Raw genomic sequence first — 20,692 nt, 5'->3', positions numbered from 1 at the left:
GAACGGCGTCTTGAGTTTTGTAGCTATGAGTGATGATTGAGCGAAGCTGGCTGCGGACCGTGTGGGGTTCAGTCCAAAGGCCAGGTTTCGCGGCTTGCTGCTCTTACCGCCTGCGCCGATTCGAGCGCCAGGGCATCCTGGGCGCGTTGACGGCACAGCTGATAATCGAGGTTGCGCACCCGCGCCTTGATGCCCGGCACCGAGACCGGATCCACCGAAAGTTCGGTCACGCCGAGGCCGATGAGCAGCGGCGCGGCAAGCGGATCGCCCGCCAATGCGCCGCACACGCCGACCCATTTGCCGTGCTTGTTCGCGCCCTGCACCGTGGCCGCGATCAACCGCAGCACGGCCGGATGCAAGCCGTCCGCCTGGGCGGCGAGGTCGGCCTGACAACGGTCCATGGCGAGCGTGTATTGCGTCAGATCGTTGGTGCCGATCGAGAGGAAATCCGCGTGTTGCGACAGTTGATCGGCCAGCAATGCCGCCGACGGCACTTCGATCATCACGCCGACTTCGATCGGTTCCGTGCGGCCCAACTCGCGCGCGAATTCGTCGATGCGCTTACGGATGCGGATCAATTCGCCGACGTCGGTCACCATCGGCAGCAGGATGCGCACGGCGCCGAGCGGCTGCACCGCCAGCAGGCCGCGCAACTGATCGTCGAGCAGATCCGGGCGCACTTGCGCGAGGCGAATGCCGCGCAAGCCGAGCGCGGGATTCGGTTCGGGCGGCAGCGTCAGGTAGTCCACTTCCTTGTCCGCGCCGACATCCAGCGTGCGGATGATCGCGGTGCGGCCGCTCAATGCATCGACAATTGCCTGGTAGCTCTGACGATGTTCGTCCGTGGTCGGCGCGGCCGCGCGGTGAATGAACAGCAGTTCGGTGCGCAACAGGCCAACGGAATCGGCGCCGTTTTCGACCGCGGTTTTCGCGTCGTCGAGCGTGGCGATGTTCGCGGCGACTTCGATCGCGCGGCCATCGGCCGTGACTGCCGCTTGCTGCGACGTGCGGCGGTTTGCTTCGCGCACATCGGCCAAACGCGTGCGTTCCAGACGCGCGCGTTCCACATCGAGTTCGGTCGGTGCGAATTCGAGGCGGCCAGTCGTTGCGTTCACCACCACTTGCGTGCCTTCGGGAATCGCATGCAGCGCGTCGCCGACCGCCACCAGCGCGGGAATGCCCGCCTGACGCGCGAGAATCGCGGCATGCGAGGTCGCGCCGCCGCGTGCCATCACCAACGCGGTGACACGCGAACGATCCAGCGTCGACAAATCGGACGGCGTGAACTCTTCAGCCGCCAGCACGGCTTCTTCCGGCAGCGTGCGCGCCGCGGCGTTCGTGTAACCCAGCGCGCGCAGCACGCGCTTCTCGATGTCGCGCAGATCGGCGGCACGTTCCGCGAGCAACGCGTCTTCGATATTCGTCAGGATCGCTATCTGTGCGCGGATCGCTTCGCGCCACGCAAAGCCGGCGCTTTTGCCGAGGCTGATCAGATCGCGCGCCGCGTCGAGCAGCGTGGGATCTTCGAGCAGCACGCGATGCACGGAGAAAATGCCCGCTTCGCCAACCGCGCCGCGCTGCGAGGCGTCACGCACCGTCGTATCGAGATCCGCATCGACGGTGGCAATCGCCTTGTCGAGCAAACGGCTTTCCGCTGCGGACGTGCCGGTCGCCTTTTCGGGCGGATCCATGTCCGCGTCGTCCCAGCGCACCAGCTTGCCGACCGCAACGCCTGGCGCCGCGCAGACGCCGGCGAGCGTATTCGGTGCAAGCGTCTCGCTCGCAGGACGAGCAACAGCTTGCGGCGCAGGCGAGCTTTGGCGCGCCGGTTTCTCTTCGACTTCGCCGTGCGCTTCGCGCGTCAGTTCGTTTGCAATCGCAGCCACAGCGGCAGCAGCTTGCGGACCGACGCCGAGCAACTCGATGGTCGCGCCTTCTCCAGCGCCGAGGCCAAGCAAACCGACCACGCTTTCGATCGCCGCTTTACGCCCTTCGTAACGCACCTCGACGCGGGCGTCGAAGCCACGTGCCGCTTCACGCGTACGCGCCGCCGGACGCGCATGCAGACCGCCTGCGTGAATCAGCGTGACTTGCTGACGGGCTTCTTCCGTCACGTTGGCTGCACTCGCCTGGCGGGACGCCTCGGCGGCCGCGCCGCCACGCGCGCGCAGGACCAGCAGCGGCGTTTCGCCCGCCTTCAGCAAGCCGCCCTGCACACGTTCGACGATCTCGAACGCATCCGAGTTGGCAATCGCGATCACCGACACGAGGCTCGGCGCATTCAGCGCGACCTGATCCTGATCGAACTCGATCAGCACGTCGCCGGCGCGCACCTGAGCGCCTTGCGCGACCATCGGTGCGAAACCCTTGCCGTTCAGTTCGACCGTATCGATACCGATATGCAGCAGAATCTCGGCGCCCTCGGCAGTAGCCAGCGTCACAGCGTGACCGGTGCGCGCCAGATGGGTGACCGTACCGTCGCACGGCGCGACGAGTCGGCCTTCGAGCGGATCGACGCCGATCCCGTCGCCGAACATGCCGCCCGAAAACACAGGGTCGGGCACGTTCGCGAGCGGCACGACCGGACCGGTCATGGGCGCGAGCAAAACAATATGGCCTTCAGAATGGCTCATCAAGCGGGACTCCTCGACACGTCGCATCTGATTTCTCGTCAGTGAGTTTCGGTGACTTTGTTGAGATGGCGCGGCGCATCGGGATTGCGCCCGCGCGCGGCGGCAAGGCCGGCGGCCATCACATAAAAGGACAGGATCGCGGCGATCGGATCGAGCGCCGCATGAGCGGTGGCGGCGAGCGGCAGGGTGGCTTCCGGCACGTCGGCCGACGCCGCGAGCAGCACGCGCGCGCCGCGCGCCTTCATGTCGCGCGCGAGTTGCAGCAAGCCGGCCTGCTCAGGTCCGCGCGGCGCGAAGACCAGCAGCGGATAGTCGCGATCGATCAGCTCCATCGGACCGTGACGCACTTCCGCGCTCGAAAACGCCTCGGCCTGGATGCCGGAGGTTTCCTTCAGCTTCAATGCGGCTTCCTGCGCGATGGCAAGACCCAGCCCGCGGCCGATCACGATCATGCGCTCGATACCGCGCAATTCCTCCACGGCCGTCGACCAGTCGAGTTCACCCGCGGCACGCAGCGCTTCGGGCAGCGTTTTCAACGCGGCAAGCAGTTCGGCGTCCTTCTGCCAATGCGCGACCAGCTGCGCGGAGATCGACAGCATCGCGATATAGCTCTTTGTAGCCGCGACGCTCAATTCCGGACCGGCGACGAGCGGCAACTCGAATTCACACGCGTCGGCCAGGGGTGAGCCCGACACGTTCACGGCGGCGACGGTCAACGCGCCGGCTTTGCGCAGCGCTTCCATGGTGCCGACCAGATCCGGGCTCTTGCCCGATTGCGAGAACGCCAGCGCGAGTTGGTCGCGCACCTGCAGTGGCGCCTGTTGCAGCGTGGCGACCGACATCGGCAGCGAGGCGACCGGCACGCCCAGGCGGCTCATCGTCAGGCTCGCGAAATAACTCGCCGCGTGATCCGAGCTGCCGCGCGCGACTGTCAGCGCGACATGGCGCGGCTGCTGCGCCAGCTTCGCCGCCAATGCCTCGACGCGCGAGGTATCCGTGAGTTGCGCGGCGACCGTTTCAGCGGACGCCAGCGCCTCTTTAAGCATATTCGACAATTGCTTCTCCTTCGACGTAAGTCGCGCTCAACGCCAGTTCACGATCGAACACGACCACATCGGCCCATGCACCGCGCGCGATGCGGCCGCGGTCTTCAATGCCCAGGTAGTCGGCGGCGTAGCGCGACAAACGGTTCGATACATCGGCGATCGGCAAGCCGATCGACACAAGATTGCGCAGCGCCTGATCCATGGTCAGGGTGCTGCCGGCGAGCGTGCCATCGGCGAGACGCACACCGCCGAGGCACTTCGTCACATGCTGGCTGCCGAGACGGTATTCGCCGTCGGGCATGCCCGTGGCCGAGGTGCTGTCCGTGACCACATAGAGACGCGGAATCGCGCGCAACGCAGCGCGGATCGCCCCCGGATGGACGTGCAGCAGATCGGGAATGATTTCGGCGAACTCGGCGTGCGCGAGCGCCGCGCCGACGAGGCCGGGATTGCGATGGTGCAGCGGCGACATGGCGTTGAACAGATGCGTGAAGCCGCAGGCGCCATGCTTGAGCGCGGCGACGGCGTCGTCGTAGGTGCCGAGCGAGTGGCCCAGTTGCACACGCACGCCGCGCGCCGCCATCTCGGAGATGATCTTCATATGGCCGGCAATTTCCGGCGCCAGCGTAACCACGCGAATCGGCGCGATGGACAGATACTTCAGCACTTCGTCCATGACTGCCGAGACCGCCGCGTCCGGTTGCGCGCCGAGCTTGCCGGGATTGATGTACGGCCCTTCCAGATGCACGCCGAGCACACGCGCGCCGCCGGGCGTGCGAATCCGCGCGTTGTTGCCTAGTTCCGCGACGACGGCCATCAGCTCGTCGCGCGGCGCGGTCATGGTGGTGGCGAGCAGGCTCGTCGTGCCGTAACGCGCATGCGTGCGCGTGATGGTTTCGACCGCGTTGCCGCCTTCCATTACGTCGGAGCCGCCGCCGCCGTGCACGTGCAGATCGATGAAGCCGGGCAGGATGTACGGCGCGTCGTTGGTCGACGGATCGACGCGTTCGCCGGTGAGCGCCGTGATGCGGCCGTTTTCGTATTCGAGCGTGCCGTGAATCCACCCATCGGTGGTGAGTATGTTTCCGGTCAGCATGAGTCTCTCTGGTGAGGCGTGATACGGGGTGTGACTGAATGGCGCTTTGTCTGCGCCGCACCTGAAGTTGCAGGCTGCGCGCGCGGGCTCAGCCGGTCAGCTCAGGTGCGCAACTCAGCGACGAAGTCGTAGTAGTCATCGCGGCAATAGGTGTCGGTCAGTTCGATTGCGCGCTGATCGGCGCTATAGCCGATACGGGTAATGACCAGCAGCGCCGAGCGCGGTTCGATGTCCATCAGCGAAGCGATCTCGCTCGACGCGTTGACCGCGCGAAAGTGCTGCAACGCGCGCACCACGGCGGCGCCGCGTTGTTCGAGATAGCTGTAAAGCGAATCGCCGACGGTATGCGGATCTGGCACGATCGCCGACGGCAGCGCCGAATGCTCGACCGCCATGACAATGCCGTCCGCGCGCCGCAGGCGCCGCAGACTCGTCACCGCCGCGCCGGGCGACAACCCGAGGTGCACCAGTTCGTCGCGATTGGCGGCGCGGATATCGCGCTCGAGCCACACCGAATCCGGCCGGAAACCGCGTTGCTGCATCTTCTTCGTGAAGCCGGTGAGCCGCGAAAGCGGATCTTCGACGCGCGGTGTGATGAAGCTGCCCGCGCCGCGAGCCCGCCGGATCAAACCTTGTTCGACCAGCAACTCAATCGCCTTGCGCGCCGTGATGCGCGACACGCCGATCGCGTCCGAGAGCGTGCGCTCCGAGGGCAGCGCCTCACCCGCCGACCACACGCCGCAGTGGATCGCGGTCGCAAGATTGCGCGCGAGCTGCAAGTAGAGCGGCGTGACGTTGCGGGCGTCAGGCATCAGTGCGGACCAGCGAGTTTCCATGGGGCTCCGGCGGCCTTCGCGAAAAGGTAGGCCTACGAAAAATGAGAGCCCATTATATAACCAACATAATACCAGTCAACCAACTGGTTCCATGCCGGTGCGATCCGGTGCAAAGCCTTGCTGAATAAGGCTTAGATGGGCGTGCGGAGGCGCCAGAGAGGTTTTTTTTGGAGCCCAGGATTTACCCGCATGGGGCTTCAGAAAGCCCGCTAACCGGCTCAAACAGGGTTTCAGCGTGCTGACATCCGCGAGGCGATCGATACCTTTTTAATACCAATGCCGGTCAGGCCTTTGTCGGCGTGGCTTTTGTAAAGGGGTGCGTTCCAATATAGTGCTGAGTAGCAAGCTATAAAAAATCCCCTGGGAGCCGCATTTGACAGATTCCGAGACGCTGCGGCGTGCTCAGGCCGTCCGCCATTTCAACCGCTTCTATACCCGACACATTGGCGCGCTGCATGAGCATCTGGCAAAGAGCGCGTTCTCACTGACCGAAGTGCGCGTACTGCACGAGCTGTCCCGCGGATGTGCGCAAACTGCCTCGGTGCTCGGGCGTTCTCTCGGTCTCGACAGCGGTTACCTCAGCCGTCTGCTGACGAGCTTCGAACGACGCGATCTGATCACGCGCAGACCGTCCGAGACGGATGCGCGCCAGTCGCTGATCGCGCTCACGGATAGCGGCCATGCCGCGTATGCGCCGCTCGACAGCGCGGCGATCGAAGAAGTGTCGACCTTGCTTTCCGGCCTCACGGCCCTCTCCCAGGATCAGTTGATCGCCGCGATGAAGCTCATCGAGCGGCTGCTCGGCGACAAACCCAGTCACGAACTCGTGGTGCTCCGTCAGCCGCGTGCGGGTGAATGCGGCTGGCTCGTGCATCGGCAGGCGCAATGGTTCGCCGCGCAATACGACTGGAATCCGTCGTTCGAGGGATTGCTCGCGCGGATCGTCGCCGATTACACGCAACGCAATGATCCGCTGCGGGAGATGTGCTGGGTCGCCGATCAGGACGGGATGGTGGTCGGCTCGGTGTGCATCGTCGGCGTATCGACGACGGTGGCGGGCGTGCGGCTCCTGTGGGTCGAGCCGGATGTGCAGCGTTTGGGGATCGGCACGCAGTTGCTGAGCGAATGCGTGCGCTTTGCGAAGCGCGCGGGCTACACGAAACTCACGCTGACGACGGCCGCCTCGCTCGAACAACCGCGCCGCCTGTGCGAGCGCGCCGGGTTCAGGCTTGCCGGCACGGCGGCTGAGCGCCGTTTCGGCAAGGACCTGACGGTCGAGCGATGGGAATTAGGCCTGTAGCAAACGCCGCTGCTTAGAACGACGGCACCACCGAACCTTTGAACTCCGTCTTGATAAACTGGCGCACGTCTTCCGACTGGTAAGCGGCAACCAGCTTCTTGACCCACGGCTTGTCCTTGTCCTGCGTGCGCACGGCGATCAGGTTCGCGTACGGGCTATGCACGTCTTCGAGCGCGATCGCATCTTTGGTCGGTTGCAGGCCGGCGGCCAGCGCGAAGTTCGTGTTGATCGCGGCGGCGTCGACGTCCGACAGCGAGCGCGGCAGTTGCGCGGCGTCGAGTTCGACCAGCTTGATCTTCTTCGGATTGTCGGCAACGTCGAGCGGCGTCGCGTTATTGCCGTTCGTGCCCGCGCCGGGCTTCAGCTTGATCACGCCTTGCGTTTGCAGTAACAGCAGCGCGCGATTTTCGTTCGACGGATCGTTCGGCACTGCGACCTTCGCGCCTTGCGGCAGATCCTTCAGCGACTTCAGCTTCTTCGAATAGATACCGAGCGGCGAGATGTACGTGAGGCCGGCGTTGACGATCTTGTAGCCGCGCTGCTTGATCTGGCTATCGAGGTACGGCTGATGCTGGAAGCTGTTCGCGTCGAGGTCGCCTGCGTCGAGCGCGGCGTTCGGCTGCACATAGTCGTTGAATTCGACGACCTTGACGTTCAGGCCTTCGCGCTTCGCTACCTTGGTGACGACTTCCCAGATCTGCGCGTCCGGGCCGCCGATGGTGCCCACCTTGATGACTTTGTCGTCGGCGTGCGCGCCGAAGCTGGTGAAGATTGCCGTAGTGGCGACGACTGCCGAGAGGGCTTTGAGGATGTTTCTGCGCTGCATGTGATTCTCGCTTGTTTCTAATCGACGGCTTGATCGATGACTTGATTACTGGCGCTTCGATTTCTGATCGGTGTCAGATTCGGGTGGAAGCCGGCGGCAACATGGCGTGTGGCCCTGCGCCGCCAACTGGACCTGAAATGGTCTCATAGTCCCGGCGAGATGGGAAATATCACGATCGCATATGGTTATGCGCCTTGAGCGGCGGGAACCGCGTGCATGTGAGAGGCACGCGGTCGATGCAGCGGGGAATCAGAAGGTGGTCCAGTCGTCGTCTGGCGCGGTGGCTCTTACTGCCTCGGTGGATGCGCGCGGCGTGGTCACGGCGACAGGCTTGGCGCTCGTAACATGCGCGGACGAAGTCGATGCTTGGGTCGATGCCGAGGCCGACGTGGCGGACGTCCTGGCGGGTGCTGACAGTTTCGGCTCCGCATGCGGCGATGCCGAGGCCGACGTGGCGGACGTCCTGGCGGGTGCTGACAGTTTCGGCTCCGCATGCGGCGATGCCGACGCAGAGTGCGACGCCGTGCCGATTTCGCGCGCTGCCGTTGCGGCTGCATGCGGCGCCGCGACCCTTGCCGCCGCCACCGTCGCAGTCACTCTCCGCGCCGCGACGACCGCTGAACCAGGCGCGCTCCCTTCAGCGCCATTCACGCGAAACGCGCTCACTGTCTCGCGCAAACGCCCCGCCTGATCCTGCAACGAAGCCGCCGCGGCCGCCGCCTGCTCGACCAGCGCCGCGTTCTGCTGCGTCACTTCGTCCATTTGCGTGACGGCGCGGCCGACCTGGGCAATGCCGCTGCTCTGCTCTTCGGACGCCGCCGCGATCTCGCCCATGATGTCCGTGACACGCCGCACGGCTTGCAGAATCTCGCCCATCGTCGTGCCGGCCTGCTGCACCAGTGTCGAACCGTTGTGCACACGTTCGACCGACGCGCCGATCAACTGCTTGATCTCCTTGGCCGCCGTCCCCGAGCGCTGCGCGAGGTTGCGCACCTCGCCCGCGACAACCGCGAAACCGCGGCCCTGCTCACCGGCGCGCGCCGCTTCGACGGCTGCGTTCAACGCAAGGATGTTGGTCTGAAACGCGATACCTTCGATCACGCCGATGATGTCCGCGATCTGCCGCGAGCTGTCGTTGATCTCGCCCATCGTGCCGATCACGCGGCTTACCACGTCGTTGCCGCGCGTCGCGATTTCGGACGCGTTGTGCGCGAGTCCGCTTGCTTGCCGCGCGTTGTCGGCGTTCTGCTTGACCGTTGCGGTGAGTTCTTCCATGCTCGCCGCGGTCTCCTGCAACGAAGCCGCCTGCTGCTCGGTGCGCTGCGAGAGATCGCCGTTGCCGGCGGCGATCTGCTGCGTCGCCGACGCAATGGATTCCGCCGAGCGACGAATCTCGCCGATGGTCTGCTGCAAGCGGTTCTGCATGTCATGCATGGCCGCCATCATGCTGGTCTTGTCCTGCGGACGAACGGCGACCACTTGCGTCAGGTCGCCTTGCGCGATACTCGCCGCGAGCCGCGCCGCCTGATCGGGTTCGCCGCCGAGGCTCGCGCGCACATTGCGGATGATCAGCAGCATCGCCAGCGAGATGATCGCGCCGATCACCAGCACCACGGCCAGGTGACCGAGCAGCGTCTCGTAGTACACCGTATCGATGTCCTTGACGAACACGCCGCTCGTGATGTTCCAGTCCCACGGCGCGAAGCGCACCACGTAGCTGATTTTCGGCACCGCCGTTTCGCTGTGCGGCAAGCGTCCGCGATACTCCGCGAAACCGCGGCCGCTTGCCTTGGCCGCGTCGACGATTGCCACGTACAAGAGCTTGCCGTCCGGATCCTTGAAGTCGCCGACCGGCTTGCCGGTCATCTGCGGCAGCGTGGGATGCATCAGCACGACGGGCTTCGAATCCATCACGAACAGGTAGCCGGATTCGCCGTAGCGCATGGTCGCAAGACGGGCGAGCGCTTCGCGCCGTGCGTCGGCCTCGCTCAGCTTGCCGTTCTGCGCGAGCGCGTAATAACCGTTCACGATACCTTGCGCGGCATCGACCAGGTTCACCATGCCCGCCTTGCGCTCGGCCAGCATCGTGCTGCGCGTTTCGACCGCGCTCCACAGCCCGACGCCCAGCAGCCCCAGCCAGACGAGCGCGAGCGACAGCCACAGTTTGCGATTCAAACTCATCCTGCTCATTGTTGTGGTCTCTCTCGTGTGATTCAGGTTCCGTTCGCAGTCGCAAGAGTGCGATTGCATATCGCGCGCAAACGATTGCTGTCGATATAACGGCATGACAAACGGGCAACTTGAGAGACGCTGCGAGGAGCCGGCGGACACGACGCGCGACATGCGTGCGGATTGAATGCGCGCATCGGACCGGTCTCTGCACGATAATTGGAGATTGCGGCCGCATGCTCGATGCGGCTCATTCCCTTGCTGAGAGAACCACGCCCATGTACGTCATCGACCTTATCTACACTGCACCGCTCGAACGCGTCGACGACGCGCTGGAAGCGCACCGCGCGTTTCTGACGCAACAGTTCGAGGCAGGCGTGTTCGTCGCGGCCGGACCGAAAGTGCCGCGCGACGGCGGCATCATTCTGGCGGTGCGCGTCGAGCGCGAGAAGCTGGACGAGATTCTTGCTAGCGACCCGTTCGCGCAGCAGAAGCTCGCGCGCTACGAGGTGACGGAATTCAAGGCGACGCGGCTCGCGCCGGGGTTGAATCTGCCGATTCCGGCTTGAGCGTTGGAAAGAGAGGAGATGTGAAAACGGGCGCGCGATACGACACGCGCCCTTACAGCTGCGTGCGTCAGTCGAGCAGCAGCTTGATGTCGTGCACCCACGGCGTCGCGCCCTGGCCGTCACGCGCGAACAGACGCAGCTTGCCGTCTGTGTCGAACACATAGCTCGCGGCCGTGTGGTCCATCGTGTAGCTGTCAGGCGTCTTGCCCGGCACCTTCGCGTAGTAGACGCGGAAGTCCTTCGTAATCTTGGTGAGTTGCGCCTGATCGGCAGGACGCAGGCCGACGAACGTCGGATTGAACGCCGGCACGTATTGCGCGAGCAGAGCCGGTGTATCGCGCTCCGGATCGACGGTGACGAACAATACCTGCACGCGCTTCGCGTCTTCCGGGCCGAGTTGCTGCAACGCTTGCGAGAGCTCGGCCATCGTGGTTGGGCAAACGTCCGGGCAATGCGTGTAGCCGAAGAACAGCACCACCACCTTGCCCTTGTAGTCCGCCAAAGTGCGGACATGGCCGGCCGTATCGGGTAGCGAGAAGTCGCTGCCGAACTGGGTATTACCGGTGATATCGAGATTCTGGAACGCCGGCGGCTGCTTACCGCAGCCTGCTATCAGCAACGCGGCACCGAACGCGCAAGCGATCACAGCAGCACGCGCCGTGCGCGCGAAGCGGATATTGAGCATGGTATTACGCGCCGATCAGGACGCGCGCATAGTGGTCGATCAGCAGCGCGGCGAACAGCAGCGAGAGATAGACGATCGAGTAACGGAAGGTCTTGCGCGCCAGATCGTCCGAGTACTCGCGATAGATCTTCCACGCATAGGCAAGGAACACGGCACCCAGCAGCACGGCCGCGGCGAGATACACCACGCCGCTCATGCCGGAGATGAACGGCATCATGGTGACCGCGAACAGGATCACCGTGTACAGCAGAATATGCAGGCGCGTGTACTTCTCGCCATGCGTGTTCGGCAGCATCGGCAGGCCGGCGTTTTCGTAGTCTTTGCGGCGATACAGCGCGAGCGCCCAGAAATGCGGTGGCGTCCACACGAAGATGATCAGCACCAGGATCCACGCGTCGCCCGGCACATGACCGGTGACCGCGGCCCAGCCAAGCGCCGGCGGCATGGCGCCCGAGGCACCGCCGATCACGATATTCTGCGGCGTGGCAGGCTTGAGCAACAGTGTATAGATGACGGCATAGCCCACGAACGTGGCCAGCGTGAGCCACATGGTGAGCGGATTGGCGAATGTATAAAGCGTCCACATGCCGAGGCCGCCGAGCACGGCCGAGAACAGCAGAATCTGCGCGGTGGTGATTTCGCCGCGCGCGGACGGCCGCCACGAAGTGCGGCGCATCTTGGCGTCGATCTTCTGCTCGACGAGGCAATTGATGGCGAACGCCGCGCCGGCCAGCAACCAGATGCCGACGGTGCCGCCGATCAGCGGAGTCCAAGGCACCATGCCGGGCGTCGACAGGAACATGCCGATGACGGCGCAGAACACGGCGAGTTGCGTGACGCGCGGCTTCGTCAGGGCGATGTACTGGGAGACCCGGCTACCGGGCGTTTGGGAGAGTGTTGTGCTGTCCATGTGGAGTCACGCTGGCGCGGCATCGCGCGCAGGGAGCACGGCGCGGCCGGGACGGCTATAAGCGATTCGAAAGTTTAACATAACGAGCAGAAGCAGCAGGATCGCAGCCCCGCCGTTATGCGCGACCGCAATGGGCAACGGCCATTGCAGAACGATGTTCGACAGCCCGGTGATGAACTGGATCAACACCACCAGCAGCACGCCGTTGGCGGGGCGCCGCAGCGACTCGAAGCGGCGCAGTTTCAGCGCGAACCACACCAGATACGCGACCACGACGATGGCGAATGTGCGGTGGGTCCAATGAATCGCCACCAGCGCATCCTGCGTGATCATGTCGCCGTCGCCGGTCATGCCGAGCGCGCGCCACAGGTGGAAGCCGTGCGTGAAGTCCATCGGCGGGACCCATTGGCCGTTGCAGGTCGGGAAATCCGTGCACGCGAGCACCGCGTAGTTGGTGCTGACCCAGCCGCCCAACGCGATTTGCGCGATCAGCAGCACCAGGCCCGCGATCGCCGCCGCACGCCAGCGCGCTGCTTCAGGCTCGTAGGCAGGCAACGGCGTTTGCCGCGCGGCCAGCCAGCCGAGCGTGCCCAGCAACGCGAGGCCGAGCAGCAAGTGCGTAGTCACGATGATCGGTTGCAGCTTCATCGTCACGGTCCAGGCGCCGAACGCGCCTTGCACCAGAATCAGCAGCAGCAACGAGGTCGGCCACCACGGTGACACATGCAGTGGACGCCGCTTGACGCGCGCCGTCCACGCGATCACGGTCTGCGCGATGATCAGCACGCCGATCGCCATTGCGAAGTAACGGTGGATCATTTCGATCCAGGCCTTCGTCATGCTGACCGGTCCGGTGGGCATCGCCTGATGAGCGGCCGTGATCGCCGCATGCGCGATAAACGGCGACGAGGTGCCGTAACAGCCTGGCCAGTCCGGACAGCCGAGGCCGGAATCGGTGAGCCGCGTGAAGCCGCCGAACATCACCAGGTCGAGCGTGAGAAAGGTGGTAAGCCAGACCAGTTTGCGGAATTTGTTGTCGTCTGCCTTGACCCATACGTAGGACAGCGGCAACAACGCGATACACAAGCCGATCAGAGCCAGTTGCAGTACGAACATCTCTCTTACCTATATTGCGGCATCAGCCGATGCGCGACCATTTGAGCAGCTTGGTCAGGTCGCCTTTGATCTTGCTGGGATTCGGATCTTTCGGGAAACGCATCATCAGATTGCCGTTCGGATCGACCAGGTAGATGTGCTCGGTGACCTTGGTGCCGTTGTCCGTAGGTAGCCATGCGGACACCTGCGCCGAATCGGCAATCATCATGTCGGTGTCGGGATACGCCTTTTGTATCACGTCAGACACGTTGCCTGCATCGGTGCGCAGCCACACTTCCACGACGCGCTCGCGCTCCGGGCCCTGAGCTGCGCGGATTTGTCGCATGAAGTAGAGCTTGGTGACGCACGCTTTGTCGCACGCGCTGTTGTCGACGGAAATCATCAGCCAGTGGCCGCGCAGCGTGGCGAACTTGACGGGCTTGCCATCCTCGCCGGTGACCATGAGCGAATCGGGGATCGGGCGTTGCGGTTCGACTAGCGTGCCGTAGCTCGAGGTGCCACCGGTCGGCTTGATCACGTAGTACATGAAATACGACACTGCTATCGGCGCGCCGCAGATGATCGCCACCAGCAGCAGCATCCAGCGGCCACGCTGCCACGAGCCTTTGCCGTTAGGTTGGCCGGGTACGGCGCGGGGTGCTGCGGGTTTGCCGCCTTGCGGCGAACGGGGAGATTGCGTGGACACTACGGACCTCTTTCAATGATTGCGCGGCTTGCGGCTCGAACCTGGGCCACAAGCCGCATGTGCTGCATTACGCGCCCGGCGCGTGCTCTTTCTTCGCGGCGCGGCGCGCGGCATACAGGCCGAAGACCAGCGCGGCGGCCGCCATGCCCCACCACTGGAACATATAGCCGTAGTTGCGCTCGACGCCTTCAGTCGGCGCGGGCCAATCGCGCACCAGCTTGTCGCCGTCGTCGCTCAACTGCTGAATCACGAACGATTGCAGCGGCAGGCCGGTTTCCGCGGCGTACGCGGCGACATCCAGATTCTGGCGGATCAGTTGATGCTCAGCCGAGCCGCCGTGGCCCAACTCGTACGCGCGCGAAGCGTCGGCACGGGCAATGCCTTCGATTTCAATTTCGCCTTGCGGCGTCGTGTACGGCGCGATGGTTTCGCGATTGTTCATATTGCGCGGCAACCAGCCACGATTGACCAGCACGTAACCGCCGCCGGCCAGTTTAAAAGGCATCACGACGTAAAAACCCGGCTGGTCGTTATACGGACGATTATCGAGGTAGACGACCTTGTCCGCGACGAAACTGCCACGCGCCTTCACGCGATGAAACTCGATGTCCTTCAACTGAACCGGCGCGCCGCTCACCGGCTGCGCGGGCGCATTCTCGAACTGCGTGATTTGCGCTTCGAGCGCTTCCTTTTGATGCGCGCGGTCGCGCTGCCAGAAACCCAGCCGCACCGTTACCACCATCACCAGCAGAATCAGCAGCACGGGAACGAGGCGAAACTTCATCGCGCACGCTCGTCAGCCGCGTGCGGCGCAACAGGGAACGACCGGCAAACGCAGGCGCACGGTGCGATAATAAACATCTTGCCTCTGCGCTTTCCGGTTTCAGCTGGTTCCATGCACATTCTCGTTCCCATCGCCTTCGTCCTGATCATCGCCAGCATGGTGTCGGCGCTGTACTTCATGATGCATGACAAGGGCAAAACCAAGCGGATGGTCTGGTCGCTCGCCACGCGGGTGGGCCTGTCGATCTCGCTGTTCCTGTTCATCCTGTTTGCTCACTGGATGGGCTGGATTCAGTCGACCGGTATTCCTTACGGGCGCTGAGCCCGGCGGAAAAATCTCCACGCCGCCAAACAAAACGCCGCCCTGACAGGGTCGAGGGCGGCGCTGCTCAAGTCTTACGTACTGCTGTCTTGCGTTGTTGCTCGTACGCCGCGCCCCGTAGCATCCGGCGCGAACGGCCTGCGCACATTCCGAGGTTCTCGGCCGGCGCAGGCCAGACTGCGTTACAGCCAGTACACGACGACGTACAGCCCGAGCCACACGACGTCCACAAAGTGCCAATACCAGGCCGCGCCTTCGAACGCGAAGTGATGCTCCGCCGTGAAGTGCCCGCGAATCATGCGCGCCAGCACAACGGCCAGCATCGTACCGCCGAGAAACACGTGGAAGCCGTGGAAGCCGGTCAGCAGGAAGAACGTCGAACCATACACACCCGAATTCAGCGTCAGATTCAGTTCGTTGTACGCGTGGAAATATTCGAAGCCTTGCAGGAACAGGAAGCAGACCCCAAGCACAAGCGTTGCGGCCAGCCAGATGATCGCCTTCTTGCGATGATCTTCACGCAGCGCGTGGTGCGAGACCGTCAGCGTCGCGCCCGAGGAAAGCAGCAACGCCGTGTTGATGGTCGGCACCGGCCACGGTTGCATCGACTTGAAGGTCGAGACCAGCGCTGCCGGGCCGTTGTTCGGCCACACCGCCGAGAAGTCCGGCCAGATCAGCTTGTAATCGAGGCTGCCCAGTTGGTGCAGCGCGATTTCACGCGCATAGAACAGCGCGCCAAAGAATGCACCGAAGAACATCACTTCGGAGAAAATGAACCAGCTCATGCTCCAGCGATACGACTTGTCGACGTTCTTGCCGTACATGCCGCCTTCCGACTCGGCGATCGCGTCGCCGAACCAGTGCCACAGCGTAAAGAGCAGCCACAACAAACCGGCCACAACGCCGATCGGCGCCCAGTCGTGTTCGTTGATCCAGGCCGCAAGCGATCCGAGCATGACCAGCAGCCCAGCAGCGGCGCTGATCGGATGCCGCGACGGATGCGGTACGAAATAGTACGGGCTCTCGTTTTGACCGCTCATTCTTGATTCTCCACTTCAGTCCAGTTGTTCCGGAAGCTCCGGCTGTATCTTCGGCGGCGCGTCGATACCGCACCGCTTCGCTCTAATTTCTGGGCGCTACTTTGCCCGATTCTACGCGTGCGTCTGGCGCTTCAACCTACTACGGCGCGCACGATCAGAATCAGCGCCACGATAAAAATGGCCGCGCAGATCAATGCTGCGGCGATCACGTGCAGCGGGTTCAGCTGCGTGGCGTCCGCCTCCAGATCGCGACGCTTGCGCACCCCGAAAAACGACCAGAACACCGCACGCATCGACTGGCCAAAACTGCTTTTGCGCGGGCTGCCGCCGTTATCGCTCATCTCGTTTCTCTTTCCTTCGCCGGCGGCGCGAGCCGTCAGGCGGGATTGGCTGCCGTAGCTGCCGCGCTTTTATCCGCGCCTGTTGCCGTATTGGCTGTGGGCGCCGCACTTCCGGCCGTCGCCGCTACCGGCGTATTCAATTCAAAGAACGTGTACGACAACGTGATCGTTTTCACGTCCTTCGGCAACTTCGGATCGACCACGAATACCACCGGCATCCGCCTGGTCTGATTCGCCGTCAAAGTTTGCTGCGTAAAGCAAAAACACTCGATCTTCTTGAAGTACTCAGTGGCCTGCTTCGGCGCGTAGCTCGGAATGGCTTGCGCCTGAATCGTGCGCGCCTGTTCGTTGCTCACCTCGTACATCACCGTCGTCACTTCGCCCGGATGCACGTCGAGACTGCGCTGCTCCGGTTTGAAACCCAGCGGGCCGCGCGCGTTCGCATCGAATTCGATCGAAATCGTACGGCTCGTGTCGACCTGCGTATTCTTCGCCTCGCGCACCGTGGCATCACGCTGCACAAGGTTGTTGATGCCGGTGATCTGGCAGATCGCCCGGTACATCGGCACCAGCGCGAAACCGAAACCGAACATCATCAACGCGACGACGAACAGCTTGATCAGCATCGAACGGTTAAAAGAGCGGTCGGCCTGAGCCGGCGGTTGCGTCGACATCTCAATCCTCAACAAGCCTGCAAACTGACTCGAACTACCCGGTCAGGTGAACCACTTCTGATGAATGATGACGCTCGCGAAAAAGACCGCGGCGATCACGAACATCACGAAACCGATCCGCCGGTTGCCCGCACGAATCTGCTCGGGCGTACGTCTTTCTTGAGGATTGCGCGTCATGCTCGACTTTTTGAATACTTTTCGTGACTACGGATGCCGCCACGACTTTCCTGACCGCCAGCTCCGGTAGCGAACTGCTGCGCCACCCGAGCCGGCAATCTCACCGTGCGCCGATTACTCGACGGTCGGCGGGTTTTCGAACGTGTGGAACGGGGCCGGGCTCGGCACGGTCCATTCGAGGCCCGTTGCGCCGTCCCACGGCTTGTCGCCAGCTTTTTCGAGTTCGCCGCCGCCACGGTAGGCCGGCAGTGCAACCGCGAACAGGAAGTAGACCTGCGCCAGACCAAAGCCGAACGCGCCGATCGAGATGACCTGGTTCCAGTCCGTGAACTGTGCCGGGTAGTCAGCATAACGACGCGGCATACCCGCGAGACCGACGAAGTGCATCGGCAGGAACGCGAGGTTGAAGAAGAACAGCGACGCCCAGAAGTGGATCTTGCCGCGCGTCTCGTTGTACATCCAGCCGGTCCACTTCGGCGCCCAGTAGTACCAGCCGGAGAACAGCGCGAAGAGCGAGCCCGCCACCAGCACGTAGTGGAAGTGCGCGACCACGAAATAAGTGCCGTGATACTGGATGTCGAGCGGCGCCATTGCCAGCATGAGACCCGACAGACCGCCGAACGTGAACACGATCAGGAAGCCGACCGCGAACAGCATAGGCGTTTCGAAGCTCAGCGAACCGCGCCACATCGTCGCGACCCAGTTGAACACCTTCACGCCCGTCGGCACGGCGATCAGCATGGTGGCGTACATGAAGAACAGCTGGCCCGTGACCGGCATGCCGGTTGCGAACATGTGGTGCGCCCAGACCATGAACGACAGAATCGCGATCGACGACGTTGCGTACACCATCGAGCTATAGCCGAACAGCGGCTTGCGCGAGAACGCCGGAATCACCTGCGAGACGATCCCGAACGCCGGCAAGATCATGATGTACACCTCGGGGTGCCCGAAGAACCAGAAGATGTGCTGGTACATGACCGGGTCGCCGCCGCCTGCCGCGTTGAAGAACGACGTGCCGAAGTGGCGGTCGAACAGCACCATGGTGATCGCGCCCGCCAGCACCGGCATCACGGCGATCAGCAGGTACGCGGTGATCAGCCACGTCCAGACGAACATCGGCATTTTCATCAGCGTGAGGCCGGGTGCGCGCATGTTCAGGATCGTCACGACGATGTTGATCCCGCCCATGATCGACGAAGCACCCATCAAGTGGACCGCGAAAATCGCGAAGTCCATGCCCGGGCCCATCTGCGTGGAGAGCGGCGCGTACAGCGTCCAGCCCGCAGCGGTCGCGCCGCCGGGCGCGAAGAACGAACCGACCAGCAGAACAGCCGCCACCGGCAGAAGCCAGAAGCTGAAGTTGTTCATGCGGGCGAAAGCCATGTCCGATGCGCCGATCTGCAGCGGCACCATCCAGTTCGCGAAGCCGACGAAGGCCGGCATGATCGCGCCGAACACCATGATCAGGCCATGCATGGTGGTCAACTGGTTGAAGAACTCGGGACGCATGATCTGCAAGCCCGGCTCGAACAGTTCGGCACGGATCATCAGCGCCATCACGCCCCCGGAGAGGAACATGGTGAACGAGAAGATCAGGTACAGCGTACCGATGTCCTTGTGATTGGTTGCGAACAGCCAACGGCGCCAGCCATGCGGCGTTTCGTGGGCATGGTCGCCGTGCACGTGTTCGTGGCCTGCGACTACATCGTGTCCGATGCTAGACATGACAATCTCCTAAAGCGAATACTGCGGTGCTGACCATGAACACGTCAGGCAGCCGGGCTGATCTGAACACGCCGGGCTTCTTTCGCGTCGCTGCCGCCCGTGGTCGTTTCCGGCTTCTTCAAAATAATATGGTCTTCGGCAATGCCGGCTGCTTTCAACGCGTCGCGCACGGCTTCAGCACGGCTCTTCGCGAGCTTCGCGTTGAGGTCGGCGGAACCGGTGGCGTCGGTGAAGCCCGACAGCGTGAATTTCGCGTCCGGATGCGCTTTTGCGTAGGCTGCGGCTGCGTCGACCGCCGCTTTCGCGTCGGCCGGCAGCGTGCTCTTGCCGGTGTCGAAGTAGATGCTGGCAGGGAGTGCCGCTTGCGATGCCGCGCTGTCCGAATCGGCCGCTGCAGGTGCCGACGCTGTTGCCGCTTCTGCGCCCGAGGCGCCGGATGCTGCCGCCGCACCCGAAGCCGCCGCTGCGCCGCTCGCTGCCGCGCCTGCGTCGGCCAGATGGTTGCCGCCTTCCGGCAGCTTGCCGTTACGGGCGTCGGCCACTTGCTTCGGCTGGAGAATGTCGCCGGTGTGGTTGCCCCACGAGTTACGTTCGTACGTGACCACCGAGGCGATCTCGACGTCGTTCAGCGTAGGCGCCCACGACGGCATCGCATTCTTGCCCTTCAGCACCAGGCTGACGTGCTCGGCGATCGCGCCGTTGGCGATTTTGCTGCCATCGAGCGCCGGGAACGCGCCTGCACCCTTGCCGGTCGGCTGGTGGCAGACCGCGCAGTTCGCTGTGTAGACCTTGCCGCCGCGCTCCATCAACTCGGCCATGGTGTAGGTCTTGTTCGGATCGTCCTGGCCCGCGGCCATTTTCTTCTTCTGCGTGTCGACCCACTTCGCGTAGTCGTCGGCGGAGAGCACTTCGACCACCACCGGCATGAACGCGTGTTCCTTGCCGCACAACTCGGTACAGAAGCCGCGGAACGTGCCGACCTTGTCAGCCTTGAACCACGTGTCGCGCACGAAGCCCGGGATCGCGTCCTGCTTCACGCCGAAAGCCGGCACGTACCAGGAGTGGACCACGTCGTTCGCGGTGGTGATGATGCGGATTTTCTTGTCGACCGGGACGACCAGCGGATTGTCGACTTCCTGCAGATACGTGGTGGAAATCGGCTCGCGGCCATCGGTTTGCGCACGGGGCGTGGCCAGCGTGGACAGAAAGTTGATGCCTTCGCCCGGGCCCTTCACGTAGTCGTAGCCCCATTTCCACTGGTAGCCGGTGACCTTGATGGTGACGTCGGCGTTGGTGGTGTCTTTCATCGCGACCACCGTCTTGGTGGCGGGCAGCGCCATCAGCACGACGATGATGAACGGCACGATCGTCCAGATGATTTCGACGGTAGTGCTTTCGTGGAAGTTGGAAGCTTTGTGGCCTTTCGATTTGCGGTGAGCAAAGATCGAATAGAACATCACGCCGAACACGCCGACGAAGATGACCAGGCAAAGAACCAGCATGAACATGTGGAGGCTGAAGAGCTCCTCAGCGATCTTGGTCGCAGGCGGCTGGAGATTGATCTCGTTGACGGCGGGGCCGCCCGGAACATCGCCCACTGCCAGGGCCGCACCGGCGAAAAGCAGTCCGCTCATCGCCAGCACGCCCATGAGGGCTCGCTTGATTGTTTTCATAGCTTCCTTACCCAAATTTTCCATTCAAACCCTCGACCCCGCTGGCAGGTTGCCTCGCGCTCCCCGTGAACGCCGCGCGACTC

Annotated in this window: 20 protein-coding genes; 3 read left to right on the top strand and 17 right to left on the bottom strand. The window is 63.4% G+C overall.

Annotated elements, in window-relative coordinates; all coding sequences use genetic code 11:
• Positions 1-68: 68 nt before the first annotated feature.
• The 4 genes from ptsP to B0G81_RS27280 all read right to left on the bottom strand — a co-directional run bounded on the left by ptsP (position 69) and on the right by B0G81_RS27280 (position 5,611).
• On the bottom strand, positions 69-2,633 hold the full coding sequence (gene ptsP / locus B0G81_RS27295) for a phosphoenolpyruvate--protein phosphotransferase (RefSeq protein ID WP_208328558.1): 2,565 nt from the start codon (positions 2,631-2,633) through the stop codon (positions 69-71).
• A 38-nt stretch (positions 2,634-2,671) separates the two neighbouring features.
• Complete coding sequence (locus B0G81_RS27290) at positions 2,672-3,679, bottom strand: SIS domain-containing protein (RefSeq protein ID WP_134143219.1); 1,008 nt, start codon at positions 3,677-3,679, stop codon at positions 2,672-2,674.
• The gene (gene nagA / locus B0G81_RS27285; RefSeq protein WP_134139461.1) at positions 3,672-4,775 is read right to left on the bottom strand and encodes an N-acetylglucosamine-6-phosphate deacetylase; all 1,104 of its coding nucleotides are present in this window, start codon (positions 4,773-4,775) and stop codon (positions 3,672-3,674) included. The genes B0G81_RS27290 and nagA overlap by 8 nt, the downstream gene beginning before the upstream one ends.
• 101 nt (positions 4,776-4,876) lie before the next feature.
• Complete coding sequence (locus B0G81_RS27280) at positions 4,877-5,611, bottom strand: GntR family transcriptional regulator (RefSeq protein WP_134139459.1); 735 nt, start codon at positions 5,609-5,611, stop codon at positions 4,877-4,879.
• A 373-nt stretch (positions 5,612-5,984) separates the two neighbouring features.
• Here B0G81_RS27280 and B0G81_RS27275 point away from each other — a divergent pair, with 373 nt between their 5' ends.
• The gene (locus B0G81_RS27275) at positions 5,985-6,911 is read left to right on the top strand and encodes a helix-turn-helix domain-containing GNAT family N-acetyltransferase (protein ID WP_134139457.1); all 927 of its coding nucleotides are present in this window, start codon (positions 5,985-5,987) and stop codon (positions 6,909-6,911) included.
• Between the two features lie 13 nt (positions 6,912-6,924).
• Here B0G81_RS27275 and B0G81_RS27270 read toward each other — a convergent pair whose 3' ends face one another.
• Both B0G81_RS27270 and B0G81_RS27265 read right to left on the bottom strand, forming a co-directional pair.
• Positions 6,925-7,737, bottom strand: coding sequence for a MetQ/NlpA family ABC transporter substrate-binding protein (locus B0G81_RS27270; protein WP_134139453.1), 813 nt, complete (start codon positions 7,735-7,737; stop codon positions 6,925-6,927).
• A gap of 249 nt (positions 7,738-7,986) precedes the next feature.
• Positions 7,987-9,918, bottom strand: coding sequence for a methyl-accepting chemotaxis protein (locus B0G81_RS27265; protein WP_243856595.1), 1,932 nt, complete (start codon positions 9,916-9,918; stop codon positions 7,987-7,989).
• Between the two features lie 266 nt (positions 9,919-10,184).
• Between B0G81_RS27265 and B0G81_RS27260 the strand changes: the two genes are divergently transcribed.
• On the top strand, positions 10,185-10,475 hold the full coding sequence (locus tag B0G81_RS27260; protein ID WP_134139449.1) for a YciI family protein: 291 nt from the start codon (positions 10,185-10,187) through the stop codon (positions 10,473-10,475).
• Between the two features lie 67 nt (positions 10,476-10,542).
• On the opposite strand, the gene B0G81_RS27255 is transcribed toward B0G81_RS27260, so the two are convergent.
• The 5 genes from B0G81_RS27255 to B0G81_RS27235 all read right to left on the bottom strand — a co-directional run bounded on the left by B0G81_RS27255 (position 10,543) and on the right by B0G81_RS27235 (position 14,655).
• The gene (locus B0G81_RS27255; protein ID WP_116118890.1) at positions 10,543-11,160 is read right to left on the bottom strand and encodes an SCO family protein; all 618 of its coding nucleotides are present in this window, start codon (positions 11,158-11,160) and stop codon (positions 10,543-10,545) included.
• Between the two features lie 4 nt (positions 11,161-11,164).
• A complete protein-coding gene (gene cyoE, locus B0G81_RS27250) occupies positions 11,165-12,070 on the bottom strand; it encodes a heme o synthase (RefSeq protein ID WP_007179448.1) in 906 nt (301 codons plus the stop codon).
• 6 nt (positions 12,071-12,076) lie between these two features.
• Complete coding sequence (locus B0G81_RS27245; protein WP_134139447.1) at positions 12,077-13,186, bottom strand: COX15/CtaA family protein; 1,110 nt, start codon at positions 13,184-13,186, stop codon at positions 12,077-12,079.
• Positions 13,187-13,208: 22 nt separating this feature from the next.
• Entirely contained in the window at positions 13,209-13,871 is a 663-nt protein-coding gene (locus tag B0G81_RS27240; protein WP_134139445.1) for a cytochrome C oxidase subunit I, read from the bottom strand.
• A gap of 67 nt (positions 13,872-13,938) precedes the next feature.
• Positions 13,939-14,655 carry an SURF1 family protein gene (locus B0G81_RS27235; RefSeq protein WP_116118887.1) on the bottom strand — a complete coding sequence of 239 codons (717 nt, stop codon included), beginning with the start codon at positions 14,653-14,655 and terminating at the stop codon, positions 13,939-13,941.
• A 111-nt stretch (positions 14,656-14,766) separates the two neighbouring features.
• Here B0G81_RS27235 and B0G81_RS27230 point away from each other — a divergent pair, with 111 nt between their 5' ends.
• A complete protein-coding gene (locus tag B0G81_RS27230) occupies positions 14,767-14,976 on the top strand; it encodes a twin transmembrane helix small protein (protein WP_007179452.1) in 210 nt (69 codons plus the stop codon).
• A gap of 182 nt (positions 14,977-15,158) precedes the next feature.
• Here B0G81_RS27230 and B0G81_RS27225 read toward each other — a convergent pair whose 3' ends face one another.
• From B0G81_RS27225 to coxB, 6 genes are all read right to left on the bottom strand, one after another.
• A complete protein-coding gene (locus tag B0G81_RS27225; RefSeq protein ID WP_106282185.1) occupies positions 15,159-16,016 on the bottom strand; it encodes a cytochrome c oxidase subunit 3 in 858 nt (285 codons plus the stop codon).
• A gap of 131 nt (positions 16,017-16,147) precedes the next feature.
• The gene (locus B0G81_RS27220) at positions 16,148-16,357 is read right to left on the bottom strand and encodes a DUF2970 domain-containing protein (protein WP_091796857.1); all 210 of its coding nucleotides are present in this window, start codon (positions 16,355-16,357) and stop codon (positions 16,148-16,150) included.
• Positions 16,358-16,392: 35 nt separating this feature from the next.
• Positions 16,393-17,031, bottom strand: coding sequence for a cytochrome c oxidase assembly protein (locus tag B0G81_RS27215; protein ID WP_134139443.1), 639 nt, complete (start codon positions 17,029-17,031; stop codon positions 16,393-16,395).
• Positions 17,032-17,073: 42 nt separating this feature from the next.
• On the bottom strand, positions 17,074-17,208 hold the full coding sequence (locus tag B0G81_RS44805) for a cytochrome oxidase small assembly protein (RefSeq protein ID WP_097391202.1): 135 nt from the start codon (positions 17,206-17,208) through the stop codon (positions 17,074-17,076).
• A gap of 114 nt (positions 17,209-17,322) precedes the next feature.
• Positions 17,323-18,936 (bottom strand): cytochrome c oxidase subunit I, encoded by a 1,614-nt coding sequence (ctaD, locus tag B0G81_RS27210; protein ID WP_116118885.1) that lies wholly within the window; start codon positions 18,934-18,936, stop codon positions 17,323-17,325.
• Positions 18,937-18,980: 44 nt separating this feature from the next.
• On the bottom strand, positions 18,981-20,633 hold the full coding sequence (coxB, locus tag B0G81_RS27205) for a cytochrome c oxidase subunit II (protein WP_134139441.1): 1,653 nt from the start codon (positions 20,631-20,633) through the stop codon (positions 18,981-18,983).
• Positions 20,634-20,692 lie beyond the last annotated feature (59 nt).

This window comes from Paraburkholderia sp. BL6665CI2N2 (genome assembly GCF_004366535.1).
Classification (GTDB): domain Bacteria; phylum Pseudomonadota; class Gammaproteobacteria; order Burkholderiales; family Burkholderiaceae; genus Paraburkholderia.
The sequence above is the reverse complement of the archived record's forward strand: the minus strand, read 5'-3'. Positions and strand labels throughout refer to the sequence as shown.